This is a genomic window from Pseudomonas sp. NA-150 (genome assembly GCF_044336365.1).
GTDB lineage: Bacteria > Pseudomonadota > Gammaproteobacteria > Pseudomonadales > Pseudomonadaceae > Aquipseudomonas.
On record NZ_CP172305.1, the window covers coordinates 4170658 to 4190218 of the forward strand.

Genomic DNA, 19561 nt, shown 5'->3' on the forward strand with positions numbered 1-19561 from the left:
GCGCGGCAGGCCATCACGGCAGGTGCCGGAACGTCTGATCGCGCCACTACTCCCCGGTGAGCAATTGTCCGTCGTCTGGTGCCAGGAGGGCCGCGGCTATGCGCCGGCGATCTGCCAACACCCAACTGCCATCGTACAACTGCAGCGGGAACTTATCGGTCCTGCTATGGCGTCGTTCGAAAAACCCCTCGGACATGATCACCCCGGATTTCGGTTCCCGTTTCATCCCTAGCAGATCGCAGACTGCACGTGCCAATTCCGCCAACGGAAAGGGTTTGAACAAGATGTGGCTGACACCCAGTTGTACAGCGCGATCACAGACCTCACTGGTCGGATGCGCGGTAATCAACACGAAATGACAGTCCCTGTTCTGGCGAACGGCATCGAGCACCTGAAAACCTTCCATATCGGGTAAACGGTAATCAAGCACCACTACTTCGGGTGCAAAACCCTCGGCAATCGAGATGGCTTTGGCACCGTCATGGGCAACCCTGACATCCAGGCCTTGCGCTTCGAGGTAAACCTCGAGGTTCTGCGCCAGGATCTGTTCGTCTTCGACAACCAGTACTTTGTTTAACAAGGTGGACTCCTTGAAACTGACAGATCCGTTGTTCGAACCTGGGAGTGCGTACCCTACTTAGGCTTACGCACACTTCATGCCATGCTCATCGGCGGATGATTAAAGGTGCCATCTATTTGATTTTTATGAAAAATAATGTTCTTCCCGAACCAGCACTGCCCACATGCGGGGGGAGCCTTCGCGTTTCCCCTGAGGCATTCCCCACTGTTGGGGAGTGAGCGTGCTTATGATTAGCTTGCTCTTTTTTCCGAGTAATCCCCTGACCATAGCAAGGCCCCGTAAAATTACGACCCCACACACCGGTAACTGGTTCGCCTGCGAGCAAAAATACCTCGGCCACGGCCCGTTGCGCCTGGCCATTCACGGCTGGCTTTCCAGCGCGATCGCCGTGTGTCTGGCATGGATGCGTTCGCCACTGAGCTTCTCGACCTCACTGACCAGGATGCCCGGATCGGTCAAACCATAGAAACGGGTCCAGCGGGTGCTGTTGCCATTACCCACCAGAATCAAGGGTTGATGGTCCTTGATATCCTGAGTCCAGCCGCCCAGCCCCTTCAGCGTATCGTTGACCGACTGTTCAGAGCCGGTCAACCAGCTCCAGCCGGGGCCGTGCTGAAAATCTCGCGAATAATCGGCAAGCCGTTGCGGGTCGTCATGTAGCGGATCGATGCTGATTGACACCAACTGCACCTCACCGCCGACCCGCGCACCCAACTGCGTCTGCACCTTGCCCATGATCGAGGACACCAGCGGGCATACCTCTGTGCAATGGGTGTAGATGAAACTCATGACTACAATCTTGTTGCTCACCAGGTCCTTCTCAAGGCGCACCGGTTTACCGTCCTGATCCACCAGCGGCACATCGACGATTTTCACCTGCGCGGTTTCCAGGTGCGTGGCGAGTGCGTCGGCCTGTCCGTTTTCATCGACCGAGTGGGCTGTGGTCTGGCCGGTGCATCCGGCCAACAAACAAAACGTCAGCGCACAGCTGGTATCGAATCGAGTCATATCGGACACCTCTTGGGAACAGTTCTCGATATTCAGGTAACAGCAATTCCTGAGCCAAATACCATTGTGTTTACTTTCAATCGGTTAACCCACGAAGCTAATGGGGGACTTGCCCCACTTCCTCCCCACTTTCCCGGCGGTGGTGACTTTCCCCATTGTCGGGGGGAGATTCCCCAGTGCTTTACACGCCCCCTACAACGGAGCGTCAACTGCGAGCCCCTGCAACCGGCGGTATTGACGCAGCACGTTGGGCACGTAGCGCTGGGTTTCGGCGAACGGCGGAATCACCCGGCCCCGGCTGATCACCGCGTCCGGCCCCGCGTTGTAGGCGGCCACGGCGAGGGTGATGTCGTTGTTGAACAGGGTCATCAAATGCTTCATGTAACGGGCGCCGCCCTGGATGTTGGCCTGAGGGTCGTAGACGTTGCTCACGCCCATGTCGCGAGCGGTCTCGGGCATCAATTGCATCAGCCCCGCCGCCCCATTAGCCGACAGCGCGGACGGGTTGTAATGCGACTCGATCTGGATCACCGCATGCAACAGCGCCGCCGGTAATTTATTGGCCGCCGCGGCCGCCGAGACGATCTCTGCGTAAGGCCGGTCGGCAATCATCTGCGGCATGTCTTCAGCGCGGGCCGCGGCATAGGCTGGCTCGTGAATCACCCGCGCATAGTGCCGTCCGGGGCGATGCACATTGGACAGCACGTAGCCGCCGTTGGCATCCGTCGAGATATACACATCGGCCTGAGCAACGCTCGACAGCGCCAACCCTGCCAGTAGTCCTGCCGTCACTAGGTGCATGCTCGACCCTCCCCTCGCTGTCCCCTGAAAGTGGGGGCTATGCCCCAGTCGCCAAGGGCAAAACAGCCTTACGCAAGCACTGTGCCGAACGCTCACACGCCACTACTACGGGGGCTTGCGGGCAATGCCCGGGGCTGAGCATGGCTATTGCATAAGCCTGATGAGTGTCCCTGCTGCCAACTCCGAGAGGTCATCATGAATCGTCACCTCATCTGCGCTACCCCACGCCCGCAACGCGGGTTCACCCTGCTCGAACTGCTGGTGGTGCTGGTGGTGCTCGGCCTGTTGGCCGGCATCGTCGCGCCGAAGTACTTTGCTCAGTTAGGCCGTTCCGAAGTCAAAGTCGCCAAGGCGCAGATCGAAGGCCTGGGCAAGGCACTGGACCTGTACCGGCTGGAAGTCGGGCACTACCCGAGCACCGAGCAGGGCTTGCAGGCCCTGGTCACCGCCCCGGCCGACGAAACCAAATGGACCGGCCCGTACTTGCAGAAAAAACTGCCGCAAGACCCTTGGGGTCGCAACTATATCTACCGCTACCCAGGGGAAAACAGCGAGTACGACCTGACGTCGATGGGCAAGGACGGTCAGCCCGGCGGCGAGGGTGAGAACGCCGAAATCACCAACTGGTAGCCAGCGAGGAGCACCGCCATGCGCTTTCATCTCAAGGCCGTGGGCAACGGCGCGGTGGTGTCGTTGACCGTCGAGGCACAGGGCCAGAGCGAAGCCTTGCGCATCGCCGAGGATCAAGGCCTGCGGGTGGTCAGCGTGCGTGCCGAACGGCATTGGTCGAGCCTCAAATTGCGTAGCAAGGAGCAGTTCCCGCTGGTGTTGTTCAGCCAGGAGCTGACCACCCTGCTCAACGCCGGCCTGCCGTTGATCGATGCGCTGGAAAGCCTCGCGGAAAAAGAAGGCGCGCCCCACGCCCGCAAGACCCTGAACGAGCTGATCCGCCTGCTGTATGAAGGCAAGTCCTTCTCCCAGGCCCTCAATCAGCTGTCATCGGTATTTCCGCCGCTGTACGTGGCGCTGGTGCAATCCAGTGAAAAAACCGGGGCAGTCGGCGATGCCCTGTCGCGTTACGTCTCCTACCGCCAACGCATGGACGAAGTGCGGCAAAAAATCGTCAGTGCTTCAATCTACCCGGTACTGCTGTTGATCGTCGGTGGCGGCGTGGTGCTGTTCCTGATGGGCTACGTGGTGCCGCGTTTCAGCCTGGTGTTCGAAGGCCTGGGCTCAGACCTGCCGTGGTTGTCGCAGATGCTGATGAACATCGGCATGTTCCTGCATACCCATCAGTTGGAGTTTTTCGGCGGCATCGCGGCGGCCATCGTCACCCTCGGCATCGTCCAGCGCCAACCGGGCTTTCGCCGCGGGCTGGATCGCCTGATCGAAAAAGTCCCGGCGGTGCATCAACGGATCTTCATGTACGAACTGGCGCGCTTCTATCGCTCCCTCGGCATCCTGCTGCAAGGCGGCATCCCGATCCTCACCGCCATGAGCATGGTCCGCGCCCTGCTCACGGTGTCTTCACGCACGCGCCTGGACCAGGCCTGCGAACGGGTGCGCGAAGGCCAATCGTTATCGGCCGCGCTGGAAGCCAACCACCTGGTCACCCCGGTGTCCCTGCGCTTGCTGCGCGCCGGCGAACAATCCGGCAACCTCGGACAGATGATGGAACACAGCGCCGACTTCTATGACGAAGAAATCAGCCGCTGGATCGAATGGTTCGTGCGCCTGTTCGAACCGCTGTTGATGACCTTCATCGGTTTGTTGATCGGGTTGATCGTGATCCTGATGTACATGCCGATTTTTGAGTTGGCGTCGAGTATTCATTGAAAAGGCGGATTTTCCGGATCACCCGCAGCCGATAAATATAATTAACCAATCAAATCAGTAAAATCGTGAATACCCCTTACCTATCAAGGTATTGAGCACTAAAAATTCACCACAAATGATCATTATGTTTTACGAAAGCCACCCATTTCGTTTGACATAACCAACGGATCTGGCAGTCTAGGCGACAGGTTCTCGACCGGAAATCAGCATTCGCTTCGAATTTCCGGCAGTGCTCGAGACCTCAGGTAGCGTCGGTTTTCACGGACGCGCCTGCACAAAAATGATAGGCCGCCGCGCCTGTCCCAAGGTGACATATGTCCAACAGCAACATTGGCAATAAGAATCAAAAACTCCGCAAACCCGTTGTCCTGATGTCCATGGGCGCTCAAGAGCGCAAAGGCCATGACTATCAAGTGATGACCCACAAATACATCGTTCCGTTGGTTGAGCTGGCCGGGTGTGTACCGGTGCTGGCGCCGACCTGCTGCGGGCCTGACGATATCGAGCAGTACCTGGATATGGTCGACGGTGTGTACCTCACCGGCGCAGGCAGCAACATCGACCCGGCGCTGTATGGCCAGGAAAACCAAACGCCCGGCAAAGCGCAGGACCAGGATCGCGATCTGTTCGACCTTCCGCTGATCCACGCTGCCATCGCCCGTGGCATTCCGATCTTCGGCGTGTGCCGAGGGATGCAGGAAATCAACGTGGCGCTGGGCGGCGACATTTACCAGAAGCTGTATGCCGAGCCTGGCTTCAACGATCATCGGGAAAACCCTGAAGATCCGGTGCCAGTGCAATACGCTGCGGCGCATGGTGTTCGTCTGGCCGCTGACAGCTGGCTGCGCAAGTTGCTGCAGACCGATGAAATCCGCGTCAACTCGCTGCATGGCCAGGGCCTGAAAACCCTGGGCAAAGGCCTTGAGCCTTTGGCCCATGCGGAAGACGGGCTGGTCGAGGCGGTGCATGCACCAAGCCTTTCGCCGTTCCTGTTCGCAGTGCAATGGCACCCGGAATGGCAAGCGGCGCAGAACCCTGATTCGGTGAAGATCTTTCAGGCGTTCGGTGACGCGTGCCGTAGGCAAGTGATGAAGACGTCGGTAAAAGAGAAATTCGATACCGCTGCTTGATGCACTGAAGCATGAATAAAAAACCCGGCGAAATGCCGGGTTTTTTTATGGGCGGGCTGATCACAAATCACCTGTAGGAGCTGCCGCAGGCTGCGATCCATACGGCCGGGAGGCCCAGCCTTCGGCAGCTCCTACAGGGTTCCTGCGCGAATCAGAAATTCGCCGGGGTGTTGGAACCGATGATCTTTGCCTCGTCCTGCCCGATGTTCTGGAAGCGATGGGAATTCGCTCCAGGCGCGGATTGCTGGCGCTTTTCGCTCAGATGCCAGCATGAGTGCCCTACACAGGAATAAAAAACAACTTTACGAATTTTCAAGAATGATTATCATTGCGATTCGCTTTGACCGAATGGATCTGCGTCAGTGATAAAAAATTCTTCTGTTTTTTCCCGTTTGCAACAGGGAGAAAATGTCTACGGACTGCTCAACTCTCTGCCCTCCCCTCTGCTTTGCGAAATGCTCGCGTCTGCGGGCTACGACTTCCTGATTCTCGACCTTGAACACTCGCTGCGCTCCGAAGAAGACATCATGCATTGCATTCGCGCTTGTGAAGCGGCAGGTATTTCTCCCTGGCTGCGCATACCGCAGGTGGACCCGAAGCTGATAGGTCGCGCACTGGATGCGGGTATCGAAGCCATCGTCCTGTCACGCACTGAAAATGCCGAACAGGTTCAATGCGCCATTGACGCGGCCTTCTTTCCGCCGCTCGGCAAACGCGGCATATCTGGCGGGCGAATGACCGGTTTCGGGCGTATCTCATTGCCTGAATATATCGACTTGGCCAATCGCCAGACACCGATAATCCCGATGATCGAGAGTGTCGCCGGGGTCGAGGCCCTCGCTGAAATTCTTCAGTTGCCGGGTATCGGCATGGTCATGGAAGGCGCACTGGACTTGTCCCTCGATCTGAACCTGGGTCCCGACCCCCTCAACCCTCAGGTCTGGCAGGCACTGCAATACATGGCAGATGCCTGCCTGAGCGCAGGGGTTCCCTTCTGCGCCAATCCCCGTACCGCTGAACAGAACACCTTGTGGCGCGCTCGCGGGATTCGAAGCTTTCTGGCCGGTGAAGACCGGGGCCTGCTGCACAACGCCCTGAAAGCCCGCCTGCACTCTCTCCAACAGCAATACTGAGCAAATGAAGTCCAGATGAAAATAACAACACCCCACTACTTTTCACTCAGCCTTGTCACGCTGGGCATCTGCCACAGTGCCATGGCCGCCGATCAACAAGCCGCAGTGCCCGGCGAAATGTCGCTGGCACCCATAGTGATTCAAGGAGACGTTCTTGGAGCCGCCAGCGATCAGGACGTACGCACCTATGCGGGCAGCCGCAGCGTGATCGACTCCTCCGACTTGCAGAAGGCCAGCGCTCGGGGTCTCGACGATGCGCTGCAACGAGTGCCGGGGGTCAAGATTTTCGACGAAACCGGTACGGGGGCCCTGCCGCAGATTTCGGTGCGAGGCCTGTACGAAAGTCGCAGCGGTCGAATACAGGCCCTGTCGGACGGTATTCCGTTGGCGCTGGCGCCTTATGGCCAGACAGGTCTGTCACTGTTTCCGATGACCATGGCCACGGTCGACCGGGTTGATATCGTGCGGGGGGGCGCCGCGGTGCAATACGGTCCGAACAACGTCGGCGGGGTGATCAACTTCATCAGCAAGCCGATCCCGCACAAATGGGAAACCACGCTACAGGAAAAGACCACGTTCAACGCGGGCGGCCGCCAGCTGTGGGACACCTACATGGGCACCGGTGGCTACCTGACCGATACCTTCGGCCTGCAACTGGACCTCAATACCCTGAGCGGCGAATACGGCCGCGAACACTCCGACACCGATGTGCAGAACTACCGCCTTCGTGGCCAGTGGAACATCGACGATGATCGCGATCTGAGCTTCGGCATCCAACGCTACAAGGCCGACATGGATCTCGCCGGCGCCCTTAGTGTCAAGGATTACAAGGACGACCCACGACAATCGACCCGTCCACTCGACCGTTTCGAGGGCGACACCAACCGTGTCTGGGGCACCTACACCCAGCGCCTGGGCGCCATGGGGCCGTTCGATTCGGTTGAATACAGCTGGACCAACTTCGCCCACGACAGCTACCGCAACTTCGTGGTCGGCCTGCCGTTTACCCCGGATGGCACTGCCGCGACCAAGCAGGACGGCCCACGTGACTTCAAAGTATGGGGCTCCGAACCACGTATCAGTGCGACCATCGACGGCGACACGGTCGGCCAGACCTGGCTGCTGGGTGCCCGCTACGTCAGCGAAGACATCGACTACAAGGTCAACCGCGAAAGCCTCGCAACCGGCCGTACCACGCCGTTCCGTGACTGGAAGTTCGATGACGACGCTCGCGCGTTTTACCTCAGTAATGCCATCAGCCTGCTTGACCATCGCCTGACAATAACTCCCGGTGTACGTTACGAAAACGCTCGCATGGACTACAGCGACGGCATCACGGGCGTCTCTCAGGAAAACAAGTCCGAGGAGTGGCTGCCGGGCCTGACCGTTGGCTATCAAGCTACCGACAAGTGGTTCGTCTACACCAACGCCCAGAAATCCCTGCGTCCGCCGCAGGTCACCCAGATCGTCAAGGAAGGCGATGTCGGCGCTGAACTGGCGTGGAATTACGAGGCTGGTGTGCGCTATACGCCTTGGGAAGGCCTGCGCATGGACTTCGATCTGTACCGCATTGATTTCGATAATCAGATCATCTACAACGCGACCACTGACCGATTCGACAACATCGGCAGTACGCGTCATCAAGGTTTCGAAACTGAGATCTTCTGGACGCCGCAAGCCATGCACAACCTGGATCTGCACGCGAGCTTCGCTTACCTGGACGCCCGGCAACGCAACGGCACGTTCAAGGACAATGAAGTACCGTACTCCTCGCGCAACCAGTTCACCGTCGACGGTCGTTATCGCTTTGCCGAGCATTGGACCTACAACCTGGACGGCCTGTATGTCAGCAGTGCTTATACCGATGCCGCAAATTCCGGCAGCGAAGACGCCACGGCCAGCGTCGGCAAATTGCCCGCCTACTGGGTCTGGAACACCGCTCTGGAGCGAGAGTTCAAGCTCGCAAATGAAAGTGTTCTGACCGCCTCGGCGGGTATCAGCAACCTGTTCAACCGCGAGTACTACTTCCGCGGCATCGACACCAGCCCTTGGGGTCGACAGCCAGCGCCAGAGCGCTCGCTCACCCTAGGCGTCAATTACCGCTTCTAAACCGCGCAACTGCGCTAACACACGCGTTGCCCTTTCGTCAGGGACGGGCAACTGCTGTCCTCAGGAACCTGCCATGCAACGTCCATTTGTGCTACTTGCCCATGTCCCCCACCCTGCCGTTCTCGAGGGTTTCCTGCCGTCCCTGCACACACGCGGCGTGCCGGTTTTGCTAATTACCGATCACGCTCAAGAGCACAGGAGATTGCTCGCCCGCTCCGACATTTCGCCGCAACACCTAAAGGTTGTCGAATGTGATGTGTTCAACCCGCTGGCGGTTATAGAGACGCTCACCGGTTACGGGGTGCGACCTGCAGCCGTGTTCTCCAACAGTGATCACCTTCAGACCGCAACCGCGATTGTGGCTGAAGCATTCGAATGTGCAGGCAAAGACTGGCGCCTCTGTTATGCGGCCAAAAACAAGGCGGCCATGCGTGAACGCATGCAACGTCTGGGGCTCACCGGGCCTTGGTTTCAGATTCTCACCAGAGACTCGACACTGCCGACCGATGCGCCATGGCCTGTGGTCGCCAAACCACGGGAAGGTGTTGCCAGCTTAGACGTCAGGCTCTGTCAAAACGCCAACGATCTGGCCGGTTACTGCGAACAGTTCTGGGAGCGGCATCCCAACCGTGCACTTTTGCTAGAGGCGTACTTGGAGGGTTCGCTGTTTACGCTCGAGACTCTGGGTGACGGCCGTAACCTGCAAGCCATCGGTGGCTTTGACGTGACCTTGTCGCAACCGCCCCATTTCGTTGAGTTGGCTGCTCGCTGGAATGGCGAAATCAGCCGCACCTACCGTGACGCTGCGCTGGCTCAAGTGGCCGCATTCGGCATCAATTTCGGAGTTTGCCACAGTGAGTTCATCCTCACAGTGCAAGGCCCTGTGCTGGTTGAGATCAACTACCGCAGTATCGGCGATGGCCGTGAATTCCTGCTTGATCGCCTGCTGCCACAGGGCTGGTTCGATCGCATCGTTGCCCTGCACCTGGGGGAAACATTGCTCGACGCCCAGCCGGCTGACGCTCAAGCGGCGGTCCATTATCTGGTGGCTGATCGCTCCGGGCGTCTGGATCAGGCCAGCGCCAGCTTCAACCATGAACGCGATGGTCATTGGTGTGACTATCGGGCGCTGTACACCCAGGGTGACACGTTGACCATCAGCCATTCCAATAAGGATTATCTGGGTGTGCTGCGGTTGATCGCGCCCGACAACACCAGCCTTGAGTCGCAACTCACCTCAACCCTGAACGACCTGAAATGGGTGATGGCATGAGCCTCGACACCACCGATCAGGCCATCATTACCCGACGCATTATCGATTGCTGCCTGCGCGAAGATATCCGCGGTCTGGTGAGTCTGGGTCGCATTTGCCCGCCCCCCGAGGCGTTGACCCGACACTTGCCCAGCCCGGCGGATGCTTGCTGGTTGCAAATCACTCATCTGGGCCCTGACGAACTCTGGCTGCCGGTGACCAAGGGGCATCCGTTGCAAGACTGGATCAGCGCGCAAGATGCCTGGATCAAGGTAGCAAAACCACACAACGCCGTGGTTCAACGCGGTTATACACGTTGGCTGGAACACCTGAGCCACGGTCTCGACGAAGAAAGCCTGGCGCTGTTCGCGGCGTATCAAAAAGAGGCCGATTGCGCGACCGAGCACCGAACGCTATGCAATCAAGCCTACGCCCGGCAAGCGCCAGCCTTGATTGATGTACTGAGCTTGAAGCATTGGTCGCAACGACTGATCAGAATCGACCAACTGGCGAGCTATCTTGATCATCCGTTCTACCCAACGGCCCGAGCCAAAAGCGGTTTCGACGCCGCTGCATTGAAAGGTTATGCACCAGAGTTCTCGCCACGCTTTGAACTCAACTGGCTGGCGATACCCCGTAGCGTCATCACCCTGACCAGTCCGCAACCCGCACACTGGCCCGACTTTCAAGAGGTCGGGTTGTCGCCAACGCTGCAACATAGCCACGTACTGCTGCCGGTTCATCCGCTAACCTGGCCAGACCTTGAGCATCACGGCTTGCCCGAAGGCACATTTAAAGCGCCCAGGACAGCCATGCAAGTCGAACCCACGCTGTCGGTGCGCACGGTGGGTTGCGTAGATCAGCCTCAGTGGCATATCAAACTTCCGCTGTTGGTCAGCACACTCGGCGCACGCAATTTGCGCTTGATCAAGCCCAGCACGCTCTACGACGGGTATTGGTTTCAAACCACGCTGTTGGCATTGGCTGAACGCGACCCCGCACTGGCATCACGCTATGTGCACGTCGATGAAAAACACGGCGGCCACGCCGACGAGAACCGACACCTGACGTATATCGTACGCCGCTATCCCGATGGCCTGGACGACACCACGCTGGTGCCGGTTGCGGCCCTGGCCAGCCCGCTCGCCGACGGTCGTCTGTTTCTCGAACAACTGGTCGAGCGCTTCTACGCCGGTTCGCTGCAACACTGGCTGGAGGATTACCTGGACGTGTTACTGCAGGTCCATCTGCGCCTGTGGCTGCGTTACGGCATTGCTCTGGAGGCCAATCAGCAAAACGCCGTGTTGATGTTCATCCAGGCGCAACCCTTGCGCCTGCTGATGAAAGACAACGACGCCGCCCGCCTGTGGCCTCAGCGCTTCAGTGAAGCCTGTCCCGACCTCGCGGATCTTCCGGTCGCCTTGCAGGACGAACGCATTCGCGTCGACAGCGGCACACCATTGGCCGAGATGTTCTGCACCATCACCCTGCAGTTGAACATCGTAGCGATTCTGGAAGCCATCGCAGCAGCGGGTCTGGCTTCACGTACACGCCTGTATGAAACCCTGCATCTGCGACTCATGACCTGCCTTGAACAACTTGAAGCACAAGGCATCGATTGCCACGACGCGCACCACTGGCTACTGGAAAGCCCGAAGCTGCCGGTGAAATACCTGCTCAGTGCGGGAAGCTTGTTCAGCAAGGCGCATTCGGGTGCCAGCGACATCAACAAGTTTTACGGATACAGCGCATCAAATTTTCTGCGGGAGGATCGCTGATGCAACGTCGCCTGATCACCAGCGTCTTGCTGGGGCACTATCTGTCGGCCTTCACCGCACTGGGCATTCCGCTGTACCTGCCACGTATTCTCGCTGATTTGGCTCCTGACACCCCTGGCTGGGCCATCGGCGTGCTCTTCGTACTGCCAACCCTCTGCACCGCGATGGTGGCGCCGTTGTGGGGACGCTGGGCTGATCGCAATGGCTGTCGACCGTCGTTGCTGCGTGCTCATGCCGGCCTGTTCGCGGGTTTCCTGCTGGCAGGCTTCAGTCCCAACCTGCCGGTGTTCGTGCTGGCTTTGATCATTCAAGGCACCTTCGGCGGCGCGATGGCGGCGTCCAACGCTTACCTGTCGACCCAGTTCAAGGACGGCGGCCTGTCTCGTGCCCTGAACTGGACACAGTATTCAGCGCGCCTTGCGATGATTAGCGGACCGATTCTGCTGGGGCTGCTGACCTCGCAAGGCCTGGGGCTGAGCCTGTATCGCTACCTGATGTGGCTGCCGCTGCTGGCCTTCGTGCTCATTCTGCCGCTGCCCAGCGATGCCCCCAGGCACGCGTCAGGCAGTCAGAAAACCCAGGCGCTCGGCGAGTTGCCTGAAGACATATCGCGTCTGCTGTCGGTGCAGTTTCTGTTCAGCTTTGCAATGGTTGTTACCTTTCCTTACTTCGTGCCCTTCGGTGAAAAACTTGGCATCGGCAATGACGCATTGATCGGTTTGCTCTACAGCCTCCCGCACTTGGTTTACTTGCTCGTCTTGCCTTGGGCCCAACGGCACCCAGGCAATCTGTTGCTGCCCGGACTTGCCCTGTTGGCACTCAGTAATGGGCTGCAATTCTGGAACGTTCAGGTCGAACCGCTGTTTGTTCTGCGCCTGCTCAGTGGCGCCGGGATGTTGCTCAGTTTCGTTGGCTTGCATCGATGCCTGAGCCAACGCAGCCGCAAAGGCGCCGCCGGGCGCCTGTTTGGCTGGTTCGACGCCAGCGCCAAATGGGCCGGCACCGCTGCCGGTGTCACCGCAGGCTTTGTCACCCAGACCTTTGGCATCGCCTCACCCTTTCTTGCGGCCTGCCTGGCGGCAATCGCGGCCCTGGTGCTGGCGCGCCCTCTTTTGATGACTTCCCGGGAAATTCCAGCATGAATCAGGCCTTGAACATCGAATCCCTCCAAGACCATGCCCTCGATGGCGAGGCGCAACGTCACGCCATCGAATGCTTGCTCAACTGCTACTTGCGCGAATACGCCTTGCCACGCGACGAAGCCAACCTGAACGACCAAGAACAGGATCTACCGATGAGCCTGCGCCAGGCCAGTGGTCGTTGCATCAGGATTCGCCTGCTCAATGGTTGTCTGGCGATACGTATTGACCGCGCCAGTCTGTTGGGCCGCTGTCATTTCAGCAGCGCACCCTATTTCAAAAGTGACAACCACAGCTGGCGACCGCTGGATGCCATCGAACTTGCGCGCCTGCTGTGCACGCCACTGAGCAAGGCGGAGCGGGTTACAGAAATGGTGCAACAGGTCGCCAACAGCCTGCAGATCACCCGTACCTTTCTGCATCATTCACGCCCGGCCAGTGACGCTGCCGACAGCCTGCTAGCCTCCGAACAGCACCAACTGTGGGGCCATGCCCTGCACCCGACGCCGAAAAGTCGTGAGGGCATTTCTCACGACGACCTGCTGGCCTGCTCGCCGGAGATCGGCGCACGATTCCAGTTGCACTGGTTCAAAGTCGACCCGGCCTTGATTCGTCATCAAGGCGACGACCCACGCAGCACATTGCACCAACTGTCGCAACGCGACGATGCCTATCCCTGTCACCCCTGGGAAGTCGCCCGCATACTGGCCGACCCGTTGGTGCGCCGCGCTCAACAACACGGGCTGATCGAATACCTCGGGCCGCTGGGTCAGGCCATGTACCCGACATCTTCAGTGCGCACGCTTTACCATCCGCAACTGGCGTACTTCATGAAGTTCTCGGTGCACGTGCGCCTGACCAACTGCGTGCGCAAGAACGCCTGGTACGAACTCGACAGCGCGGTTGCCCTTACCCGCTTGCTAGGCCCGATCATGACCGAGCTGAAAACACACCAACCGGGTTTTATGTTAATGCCGGAACCCAGCGCTACCAGCCTGGACCTCAGCGCGCTGGGCACACTGGAAGAGGCGCGCGAGGTCACGGAGTGCTTCGGCATCGTCTACCGGGAAAACCTGCCCGCTGCTGACCGCGACCGCTATCAACCGAAAGTGGCGATGGCCCTGTTCACCTGGGATCACCAAGGCCGCAGCGTCTGCCAACACCAGGTTCAACGTTACGCCGACAACACTGGGCTGAATATTGAGCAAGCCACTGTGCGCTGGCTGGACGCCTATGCCGGGCAGATGCTCGGCGGCGTGCTCTATTGCCTGTTCCGTCAGGGCATCGCGTTGGAGCCGCATTTGCAGAACACGATCGTCGGATTTGCTGAGGACGGGCTGCCTACCCACATCTGGATACGCGATCTTGAAGGCACCAAGCTGGTTCCGGAAATCTGGCCAGTCGAGCGCCTGAGCGATTTGAATGAGCGAACCCGTCGCTCGGTCTTTTACAGCGCGCAAGAAGCATGGAAACGGGTTGGCTATTGCGCACTGGTGAACAACCTCGGCGAAGCGATCTTCCATCTGGCCAATGGCAGTGAGTTGCTGGAGCAGCAACTCTGGGCACAGATCAGTAGCTTACTGCAGGCGCAGGCCACACGTTTGGGCAGTCCGGCAGAGTTGATTGAGCTGTGTGCCGGCGCGCCCTTACCGAGCAAGGAAAACTTCATGACCCGCTTGATGATGCGAGCCGACCGAGAAGCCGGTTACACCTGCCTGCCCAGCCCTCTGGCCCCTAGCGAAAAGAGGCACTGCGCATGAGCCTTCCTGCATCCGTCAGTCGTCGCATCAGCCAGCTCAAGGCTGACCATAACGCGCCACTATGCGCCTATGTCTATGATCTGCCAGCGCTGGAAAAGCACGTAAAAGCCCTGCGCCAGATACTGCCGTCAAACTGCGAACTGTTCTATGCCGCCAAGGCCAATCCGGAAGCGCCTGTACTGAAAACATTGGCGCACTGGGTGGACGGTTTCGAAGCAGCCTCCGGCGGAGAGCTAAGTTGGCTGCATGAACAATGCCCCGGCCAACCGCTGATATTCGGTGGCCCCGGCAAGCTAGACCACGAACTGGAAATTGCCATGGAATACCGGATTTCGGCGTTCCATGTGGAGAGCGTGACCGAGTTGCGCAGCCTTGCCCGCATCGCACGGCAGCGCAGCGTGCGCGCTCCGGTGATGCTGCGGCTCAATCTGAAACTGGCGCAGGCACCGCAAAGTCGGCTGGTCATGGGCGGCATACCGACGCCTTTCGGTCTGGACGACGAAGGCCTGGCAGCCGCGTTGCAATTGGTCCGCGAAGAACCCTCATTGGAGCTTAAAGGCCTGCATTTTCATCTGTTGTCGCACCAACTGGATGTCGATGCGCACCTTGAACTGATTCGCAGCTACTTCTTGACGTTCCGCCAATTGTGCGCCGATCACGACCTACAACTGCCGGTGTTGAATGTCGGCGGCGGGATGGGCATTAATTATCAGAACGCCGCTCAGTCTTTCGATTGGCCAAGGTTTTGTCAGGGCTTGAAGGTGTTGATCGACGAGCACGAGATGGGCGCTACTTGCGTGCGCTTCGAGATCGGTCGTTTCATCAGTGCCGCGTGTGGCTACTACGTTATGCAAGTGCTGGACATCAAAAGCAGCCACGGGCAGTTCTTCGCCATTGGGCGCGGCGGCACTCATCATTTCCGCACACCCGCAGCCCAAGGGCATGACCACCCGTTCAGCGTGATCCGGGGCAATCAGCCTGCTCAACTCAACGATCAACCCGTCACGCTGGTGGGGCAACTGTGTACGCCCAAAGACGTACTCGCGAAGCAGCAGCCGGTGGCAGAATTGGCCATTGGCGACCTGCTGGTGTTCACCCTGGCCGGCGCTTATGCCTGGAATATCTCGCACCAGAACTTCCTGATGCATGAGCCGCCACTGAAGGTGTTCATCGAGGACTGATGACGCAAGGCTGCTCCCGCAAAGAATGCGGTTTCCTGTGGGAGTTCTCAGACAACACACTTGACCCCGTAGGAGCTGCCGAAGGCTGCGATAAGGCCGGAACGGCCTTCGCGATGTCGATTTATCGCAGCCTTCGGCAGCTCCTACAGTAAATTTGTGCCTGGCACAGGGTCTGTGAGCAGGCTTGTCGGATCGCCGCACCGCTGCGAAGACAGAGCATCAGGCACCGAACAACGGCCTGACACCCGGCAATCAGAAATTCGCCGGGGTGTTGGCGCTGATGATCTCTGCCTCGTCCTGCCCGATGTTCTGGAAGCGATGGGGCAAGGTGGTCGAGAAGTAGTAGCCATCGCCGGCATTGAGCGTGCTGACCTGGCCATCCACCGTCAGTTCGACAGTACCGCGCGTTACCAGCCCGCATTCCTCGCCTTCGGCGTGCACGATCGGTTCTTCACCGGAGCTCGCCCCAGGCGCGTATTGCTCACGCAGGAAGCGCATCTGCCGGCTGGGCACCGTTGCACCGATCAACAGCAGACGCAAACCATCGCGGCCGAGGTCGGGTTGTTCGTTGGCGCGGAAGACATAACGGTCTTCCCGTGGCGGTTGATCGAAGGTGAAGAAATCGGCCAACGACATCGGTATGCCTTCCAGCAGCTTTTTCAACGAGCTCACTGAGGGGCTTACACGATTCTGCTCAATCAAGGAGATCGTGGCATTGGTGACGCCGCTGCGCCTGGCCAGCTCGCGCTGAGACATCTTGTAGCTTTCGCGCACTAGTTTGAGTCGTGTCCCCGTGTCCATAGCAGCCTTATATGAAAAATACTCAAGGGTATCGCGGGAGCAAGGTTGGCAATATTAGATAACAGTCGCCAGTTTCTTGCCCCAAAGGATTGGGCGTCGAGTATTAAATCATGTTTATGCTCGCAGCTCAGCCGATTGCACAAATGACCGCAAAAAAGGCAGGCACAGCATTGCGCTGTGCCCGCCTTGAGCAAGGGTTTATCAGATGCCGAAACGGTCGCGCATCGAGTAATACGCGGCACCCATCGCCGTCAGCGGCACCTGGAACGTGCGACCGCCGAGCATCGGCATGTGCGGCAGCGAGGCAAAGGCGTCGAAACGCTCGGCGTCGCCACGGATCATTTCCGAGATCAACTTGCCCGCCAGGTGCGAACAGGTCACGCCGTGGCCGCTGTAGCCCTGCATGTAGTAGGCGTTCTTCTCCACGCGACCGAATTGCGGCATGCGCGACATGGTCAGCAGGAAGTTGCCGGTCCAGCGGTAATCGATCTTCACGCCTTTGAGTTGCGGGAAGGTCTTGAGAATCTTCGGCACGATCATTTTTTCGATATCGTCCGGTTCACGCGCGCCATACACCACACCACCGCCGTACAGCAGGCGGTTGTCGCCGGTGATGCGGTAGTAGTCGAGCAGGTAGTTGCTGTCTTCGACGCAGTAGTTGTTGGTGATCAGCTGTTTGACCACCTTGTCCGACAACGGCTCGGTGACCACGATCTGCGAACCGCAGGGCATGCTCTTGCGGGTCACCCGTGGATCGAGGTCCTGACTCAGGTACGCGTTACCGGCGATCAGCAGGTATTTGGCGCGCACTCGACCGCGCGCGGTGCTGATCACGTTCGGTTCGCCATAAGCGATGTTGGTCGCTGCCGACTGTTCGAAAATACGCCCGCCCAGACGAGTGATCGCCGCCGCTTCGCCCAAGGCCAGGTTCAGTGGCTGAATGTGCCCACCCGACATATCGAGCAAGCCGCCGACGTAGCGCTTCGAGCCGATTTCCTGACCGATCTCGGCGGCGTCCAGCATGCGCAGTTGATCGTTGCCATGCCGCTCCCAGCTGCTCTTCTGCTCAGCCAGACCATTCAGTTGCTTCTTGTTCAGCGCAGCAAAAATCCCGCCCGGACGGTAGTCGCACTGGATGTCGTACTGCTTGATGCGCTGACGGATGATGTTGGCGCCTTCAAAAATCATGCTGCCCAGCATCTGCGCCGACTTGTCGCCATAACGCTGTTCAATCACATCGACGTCACGGCTGTAGGAGTTGACCAACTGCCCGCCGTTGCGCCCGCTGGCACCGAAACCGACTTTGGCGGCTTCCAGCACGGTGACGCTGTAACCGGCTTCGGCGAGGAACAGTGCCGAAGACAGACCGGTGTAACCGGCGCCGATCACGCACACGTCGCAGTCGATCACCTCTTCCAGCATCGGGTAATCGGCACCTTTGTTACGGGTCGCGGCGTAGTAGCTGTTTACATAAGCTTGCATCGTTGTATTCCTTGGTGGGTTACGCGCGCAGGCACGCACCCGACTCTTCAATAAAAGTTAAAGCTTGATCCAGGTCGCTTTGAGTTCGGTGTACTTGTCGAACGCATGCAGGGATTTGTCGCGCCCGTTGCCAGACTGTTTGAACCCACCAAACGGCGCGGTCATGTCGCCGGCGTCGTACTGATTGACCCACACGCTGCCGGCGCGCAGGCCACGGGCGAAGGTGTGCGCCTTGCTCAAGTCACGGGTCCAGACACCGGCGGCGAGGCCGAAAATGCTGTCGTTGGCGATGGCCAGCGCCTCTTGCACGGTGTCGAAGGTGATCACCGCCAGCACCGGGCCGAAGATTTCTTCCTGGGCGATGGTCATGGCATTGGTCACGCCGTCGAAGACTGTCGGCTCAAGGTACTGGCCACCGGTGTCTTCCAACGTGCGCTGGCCACCGACCAGCAGTTGCGCACCCTCCTCCTGCGCGATACCGATATAGCGCAGTACGTTTTCCAGCTGACGTGAATCGACCAACGCACCCACGGTTGTCGCCGGATCCAGCGCATGCCCGGGCTTCCAGGCTTTCAGCGCTTCAATCACCATTGGCAGGAATTGATCCTTGATCGAACGCTCGACCAACAGCCGCGAACCGGCGGTGCACATTTCGCCTTGATTGAACGCAATAGCCGCCGCAGCAGCCTCGGCCGCGACGGGTAAATCAGCATCGGCAAATACCACGTTCGGGCTCTTGCCGCCGGCTTCCAGCCACACCCTTTTCAGGTTGCTTTGCCCGGCATAAACCAGCAGTTGCTTGGCCACGGCGGTGGAGCCCGTAAACGCCAGGGTGTCGACGTCCATGTGCAGCGCCAGCGCCTTGCCCACGGTATGGCCGAAACCCGGCAGGACGTTGAACACGCCTTTTGGAATGCCGGCTTCCAGCGCTAACTGGGCGATACGAATCGCCGTCAGTGGCGACTTTTCCGACGGTTTCAAAATGAACGAGTTACCCGCCGCCAATGCAGGCGCAAATTTCCAGCTGGCCATGATCAACGGGAAGTTCCACGGCACGATGGCCGCGACGACACCGATAGGCTCACGCGTGATCAGGCCCAATTGGTCATGCGCAGTCGGCGCGACTTCGTCGTAGATCTTGTCGATGGCCTCGGCGCTCCAGCGGATCGCGTTGGCGGTCGCCGGGATGTCGATGGCGCACGAGTCGCTGATTGGTTTGCCCATGTCCAGGGTTTCCAGCAACGCCAGCTCGTCCTTGTGGGCGAGGATCAAATCGGCGAAGCGAATCAGCGTGCGCTTGCGCTCCGCTGGCGCCAGGCGTGACCAGACACCCGACTCAAAAGTGCGGCGGGCGACCAGAACTGCGAGGTCGGCATCGGCGGCGTCGGTGCTGGCAATGGCTGCAAGGAAACGACCATCCACCGGGCTGTGACTGTCGAAGGTTTCACCGCTGGCGGCCCAGCAGTATTCGCCGTCAATGAATGCCCGACCTTCAAGGGTGAGGGACAGGAAGTACTGCTCCCAGTCGCTGCGATTTTTGTTCATTTTTATAAACTCGACACAGGGGTTAT

At 59.0% G+C, this 19561-nt stretch carries 16 protein-coding genes; 10 read left to right on the forward strand and 6 right to left on the reverse strand.

Annotated features, from left to right (window positions below; genetic code table 11):
• Nucleotides 1-46 precede the first annotated feature (46 nt).
• The 3 genes from ACF0H7_RS19765 to ACF0H7_RS19775 form a co-directional block, all read right to left on the reverse strand.
• The gene (locus ACF0H7_RS19765; RefSeq protein ID WP_397448563.1) at nucleotides 47-580 is read right to left on the reverse strand and encodes a response regulator; all 534 of its coding nucleotides are present in this window, start codon (nucleotides 578-580) and stop codon (nucleotides 47-49) included.
• A gap of 360 nt (nucleotides 581-940) precedes the next feature.
• Nucleotides 941-1588, reverse strand: a complete 648-nt coding sequence (locus ACF0H7_RS19770) for an SCO family protein (protein ID WP_397448564.1) — start codon at nucleotides 1586-1588, stop codon at nucleotides 941-943.
• Nucleotides 1589-1780: 192 nt separating this feature from the next.
• Complete coding sequence (locus ACF0H7_RS19775; RefSeq protein ID WP_397448565.1) at nucleotides 1781-2389, reverse strand: lytic transglycosylase domain-containing protein; 609 nt, start codon at nucleotides 2387-2389, stop codon at nucleotides 1781-1783.
• A 195-nt stretch (nucleotides 2390-2584) separates the two neighbouring features.
• On the opposite strand from ACF0H7_RS19775, the gene gspG reads away from it, so the two are divergent.
• The 10 genes from gspG to ACF0H7_RS19825 all read left to right on the forward strand — a co-directional run bounded on the left by gspG (nucleotide 2585) and on the right by ACF0H7_RS19825 (nucleotide 15707).
• On the forward strand, nucleotides 2585-3019 hold the full coding sequence (gene gspG, locus ACF0H7_RS19780) for a type II secretion system major pseudopilin GspG (protein ID WP_397448566.1): 435 nt from the start codon (nucleotides 2585-2587) through the stop codon (nucleotides 3017-3019).
• Nucleotides 3020-3037: 18 nt separating this feature from the next.
• Nucleotides 3038-4225, forward strand: coding sequence for a type II secretion system F family protein (locus ACF0H7_RS19785; RefSeq protein ID WP_397448567.1), 1188 nt, complete (start codon nucleotides 3038-3040; stop codon nucleotides 4223-4225).
• A 314-nt stretch (nucleotides 4226-4539) separates the two neighbouring features.
• Nucleotides 4540-5355, forward strand: a complete 816-nt coding sequence (locus tag ACF0H7_RS19790; protein WP_397448568.1) for a gamma-glutamyl-gamma-aminobutyrate hydrolase family protein — start codon at nucleotides 4540-4542, stop codon at nucleotides 5353-5355.
• 362 nt (nucleotides 5356-5717) lie between these two features.
• A complete protein-coding gene (locus ACF0H7_RS19795) occupies nucleotides 5718-6488 on the forward strand; it encodes an HpcH/HpaI aldolase/citrate lyase family protein (protein ID WP_397448569.1) in 771 nt (256 codons plus the stop codon).
• Between the two features lie 15 nt (nucleotides 6489-6503).
• The gene (locus ACF0H7_RS19800; RefSeq protein ID WP_397448570.1) at nucleotides 6504-8597 is read left to right on the forward strand and encodes a TonB-dependent receptor family protein; all 2094 of its coding nucleotides are present in this window, start codon (nucleotides 6504-6506) and stop codon (nucleotides 8595-8597) included.
• 73 nt (nucleotides 8598-8670) lie between these two features.
• Entirely contained in the window at nucleotides 8671-9870 is a 1200-nt protein-coding gene (locus tag ACF0H7_RS19805; RefSeq protein WP_397448571.1) for an acetyl-CoA carboxylase biotin carboxylase subunit family protein, read from the forward strand.
• Nucleotides 9867-11627 carry an IucA/IucC family protein gene (locus ACF0H7_RS19810; RefSeq protein WP_397448572.1) on the forward strand — a complete coding sequence of 587 codons (1761 nt, stop codon included), beginning with the start codon at nucleotides 9867-9869 and terminating at the stop codon, nucleotides 11625-11627. Before ACF0H7_RS19805 ends, ACF0H7_RS19810 begins: the two co-directional genes overlap by 4 nt.
• Nucleotides 11627-12769 carry an MFS transporter gene (locus ACF0H7_RS19815; protein WP_397448573.1) on the forward strand — a complete coding sequence of 381 codons (1143 nt, stop codon included), beginning with the start codon at nucleotides 11627-11629 and terminating at the stop codon, nucleotides 12767-12769. The genes ACF0H7_RS19810 and ACF0H7_RS19815 overlap by 1 nt, the downstream gene beginning before the upstream one ends.
• Nucleotides 12766-14526 carry an IucA/IucC family protein gene (locus ACF0H7_RS19820; protein ID WP_397448574.1) on the forward strand — a complete coding sequence of 587 codons (1761 nt, stop codon included), beginning with the start codon at nucleotides 12766-12768 and terminating at the stop codon, nucleotides 14524-14526. The genes ACF0H7_RS19815 and ACF0H7_RS19820 overlap by 4 nt, the downstream gene beginning before the upstream one ends.
• Nucleotides 14523-15707 carry a type III PLP-dependent enzyme gene (locus ACF0H7_RS19825; RefSeq protein WP_397448575.1) on the forward strand — a complete coding sequence of 395 codons (1185 nt, stop codon included), beginning with the start codon at nucleotides 14523-14525 and terminating at the stop codon, nucleotides 15705-15707. Before ACF0H7_RS19820 ends, ACF0H7_RS19825 begins: the two co-directional genes overlap by 4 nt.
• A gap of 252 nt (nucleotides 15708-15959) precedes the next feature.
• Here ACF0H7_RS19825 and ACF0H7_RS19830 read toward each other — a convergent pair whose 3' ends face one another.
• The 3 genes from ACF0H7_RS19830 to ACF0H7_RS19840 form a co-directional block, all read right to left on the reverse strand.
• On the reverse strand, nucleotides 15960-16508 hold the full coding sequence (locus ACF0H7_RS19830) for a cupin domain-containing protein (RefSeq protein ID WP_397448576.1): 549 nt from the start codon (nucleotides 16506-16508) through the stop codon (nucleotides 15960-15962).
• A 201-nt stretch (nucleotides 16509-16709) separates the two neighbouring features.
• Nucleotides 16710-17990 carry an NAD(P)/FAD-dependent oxidoreductase gene (locus tag ACF0H7_RS19835; protein ID WP_397448577.1) on the reverse strand — a complete coding sequence of 427 codons (1281 nt, stop codon included), beginning with the start codon at nucleotides 17988-17990 and terminating at the stop codon, nucleotides 16710-16712.
• Nucleotides 17991-18047: 57 nt separating this feature from the next.
• On the reverse strand, nucleotides 18048-19535 hold the full coding sequence (locus tag ACF0H7_RS19840) for an aldehyde dehydrogenase (protein WP_397448578.1): 1488 nt from the start codon (nucleotides 19533-19535) through the stop codon (nucleotides 18048-18050).
• Nucleotides 19536-19561 lie beyond the last annotated feature (26 nt).

Excerpts from the sequence above, each read along its gene's own strand:
- ACF0H7_RS19770 (WP_397448564.1), bottom strand. The coding sequence starts at position 1,588 with ATGACTCGATTCGATACCAGCTGTGCGCTGACGTTTTGTTTGTTGGCC.
- ACF0H7_RS19775 (WP_397448565.1), bottom strand. The coding sequence starts at position 2,389 with ATGCACCTAGTGACGGCAGGACTACTGGCAGGGTTGGCGCTGTCGAGC.
- gspG (WP_397448566.1), top strand. The coding sequence starts at position 2,585 with ATGAATCGTCACCTCATCTGCGCTACCCCACGCCCGCAACGCGGGTTC.
- ACF0H7_RS19785 (WP_397448567.1), top strand. The coding sequence starts at position 3,038 with ATGCGCTTTCATCTCAAGGCCGTGGGCAACGGCGCGGTGGTGTCGTTG.
- ACF0H7_RS19790 (WP_397448568.1), top strand. The coding sequence starts at position 4,540 with ATGTCCAACAGCAACATTGGCAATAAGAATCAAAAACTCCGCAAACCC.
- ACF0H7_RS19800 (WP_397448570.1), top strand. The coding sequence starts at position 6,504 with ATGAAAATAACAACACCCCACTACTTTTCACTCAGCCTTGTCACGCTG.
- ACF0H7_RS19805 (WP_397448571.1), top strand. The coding sequence starts at position 8,671 with ATGCAACGTCCATTTGTGCTACTTGCCCATGTCCCCCACCCTGCCGTT.
- ACF0H7_RS19810 (WP_397448572.1), top strand. The coding sequence starts at position 9,867 with ATGAGCCTCGACACCACCGATCAGGCCATCATTACCCGACGCATTATC.
- ACF0H7_RS19815 (WP_397448573.1), top strand. The coding sequence starts at position 11,627 with ATGCAACGTCGCCTGATCACCAGCGTCTTGCTGGGGCACTATCTGTCG.
- ACF0H7_RS19820 (WP_397448574.1), top strand. The coding sequence starts at position 12,766 with ATGAATCAGGCCTTGAACATCGAATCCCTCCAAGACCATGCCCTCGAT.
- ACF0H7_RS19825 (WP_397448575.1), top strand. The coding sequence starts at position 14,523 with ATGAGCCTTCCTGCATCCGTCAGTCGTCGCATCAGCCAGCTCAAGGCT.
- ACF0H7_RS19830 (WP_397448576.1), bottom strand. The coding sequence starts at position 16,508 with ATGGACACGGGGACACGACTCAAACTAGTGCGCGAAAGCTACAAGATG.
- ACF0H7_RS19835 (WP_397448577.1), bottom strand. The coding sequence starts at position 17,990 with ATGCAAGCTTATGTAAACAGCTACTACGCCGCGACCCGTAACAAAGGT.
- ACF0H7_RS19840 (WP_397448578.1), bottom strand. The coding sequence starts at position 19,535 with ATGAACAAAAATCGCAGCGACTGGGAGCAGTACTTCCTGTCCCTCACC.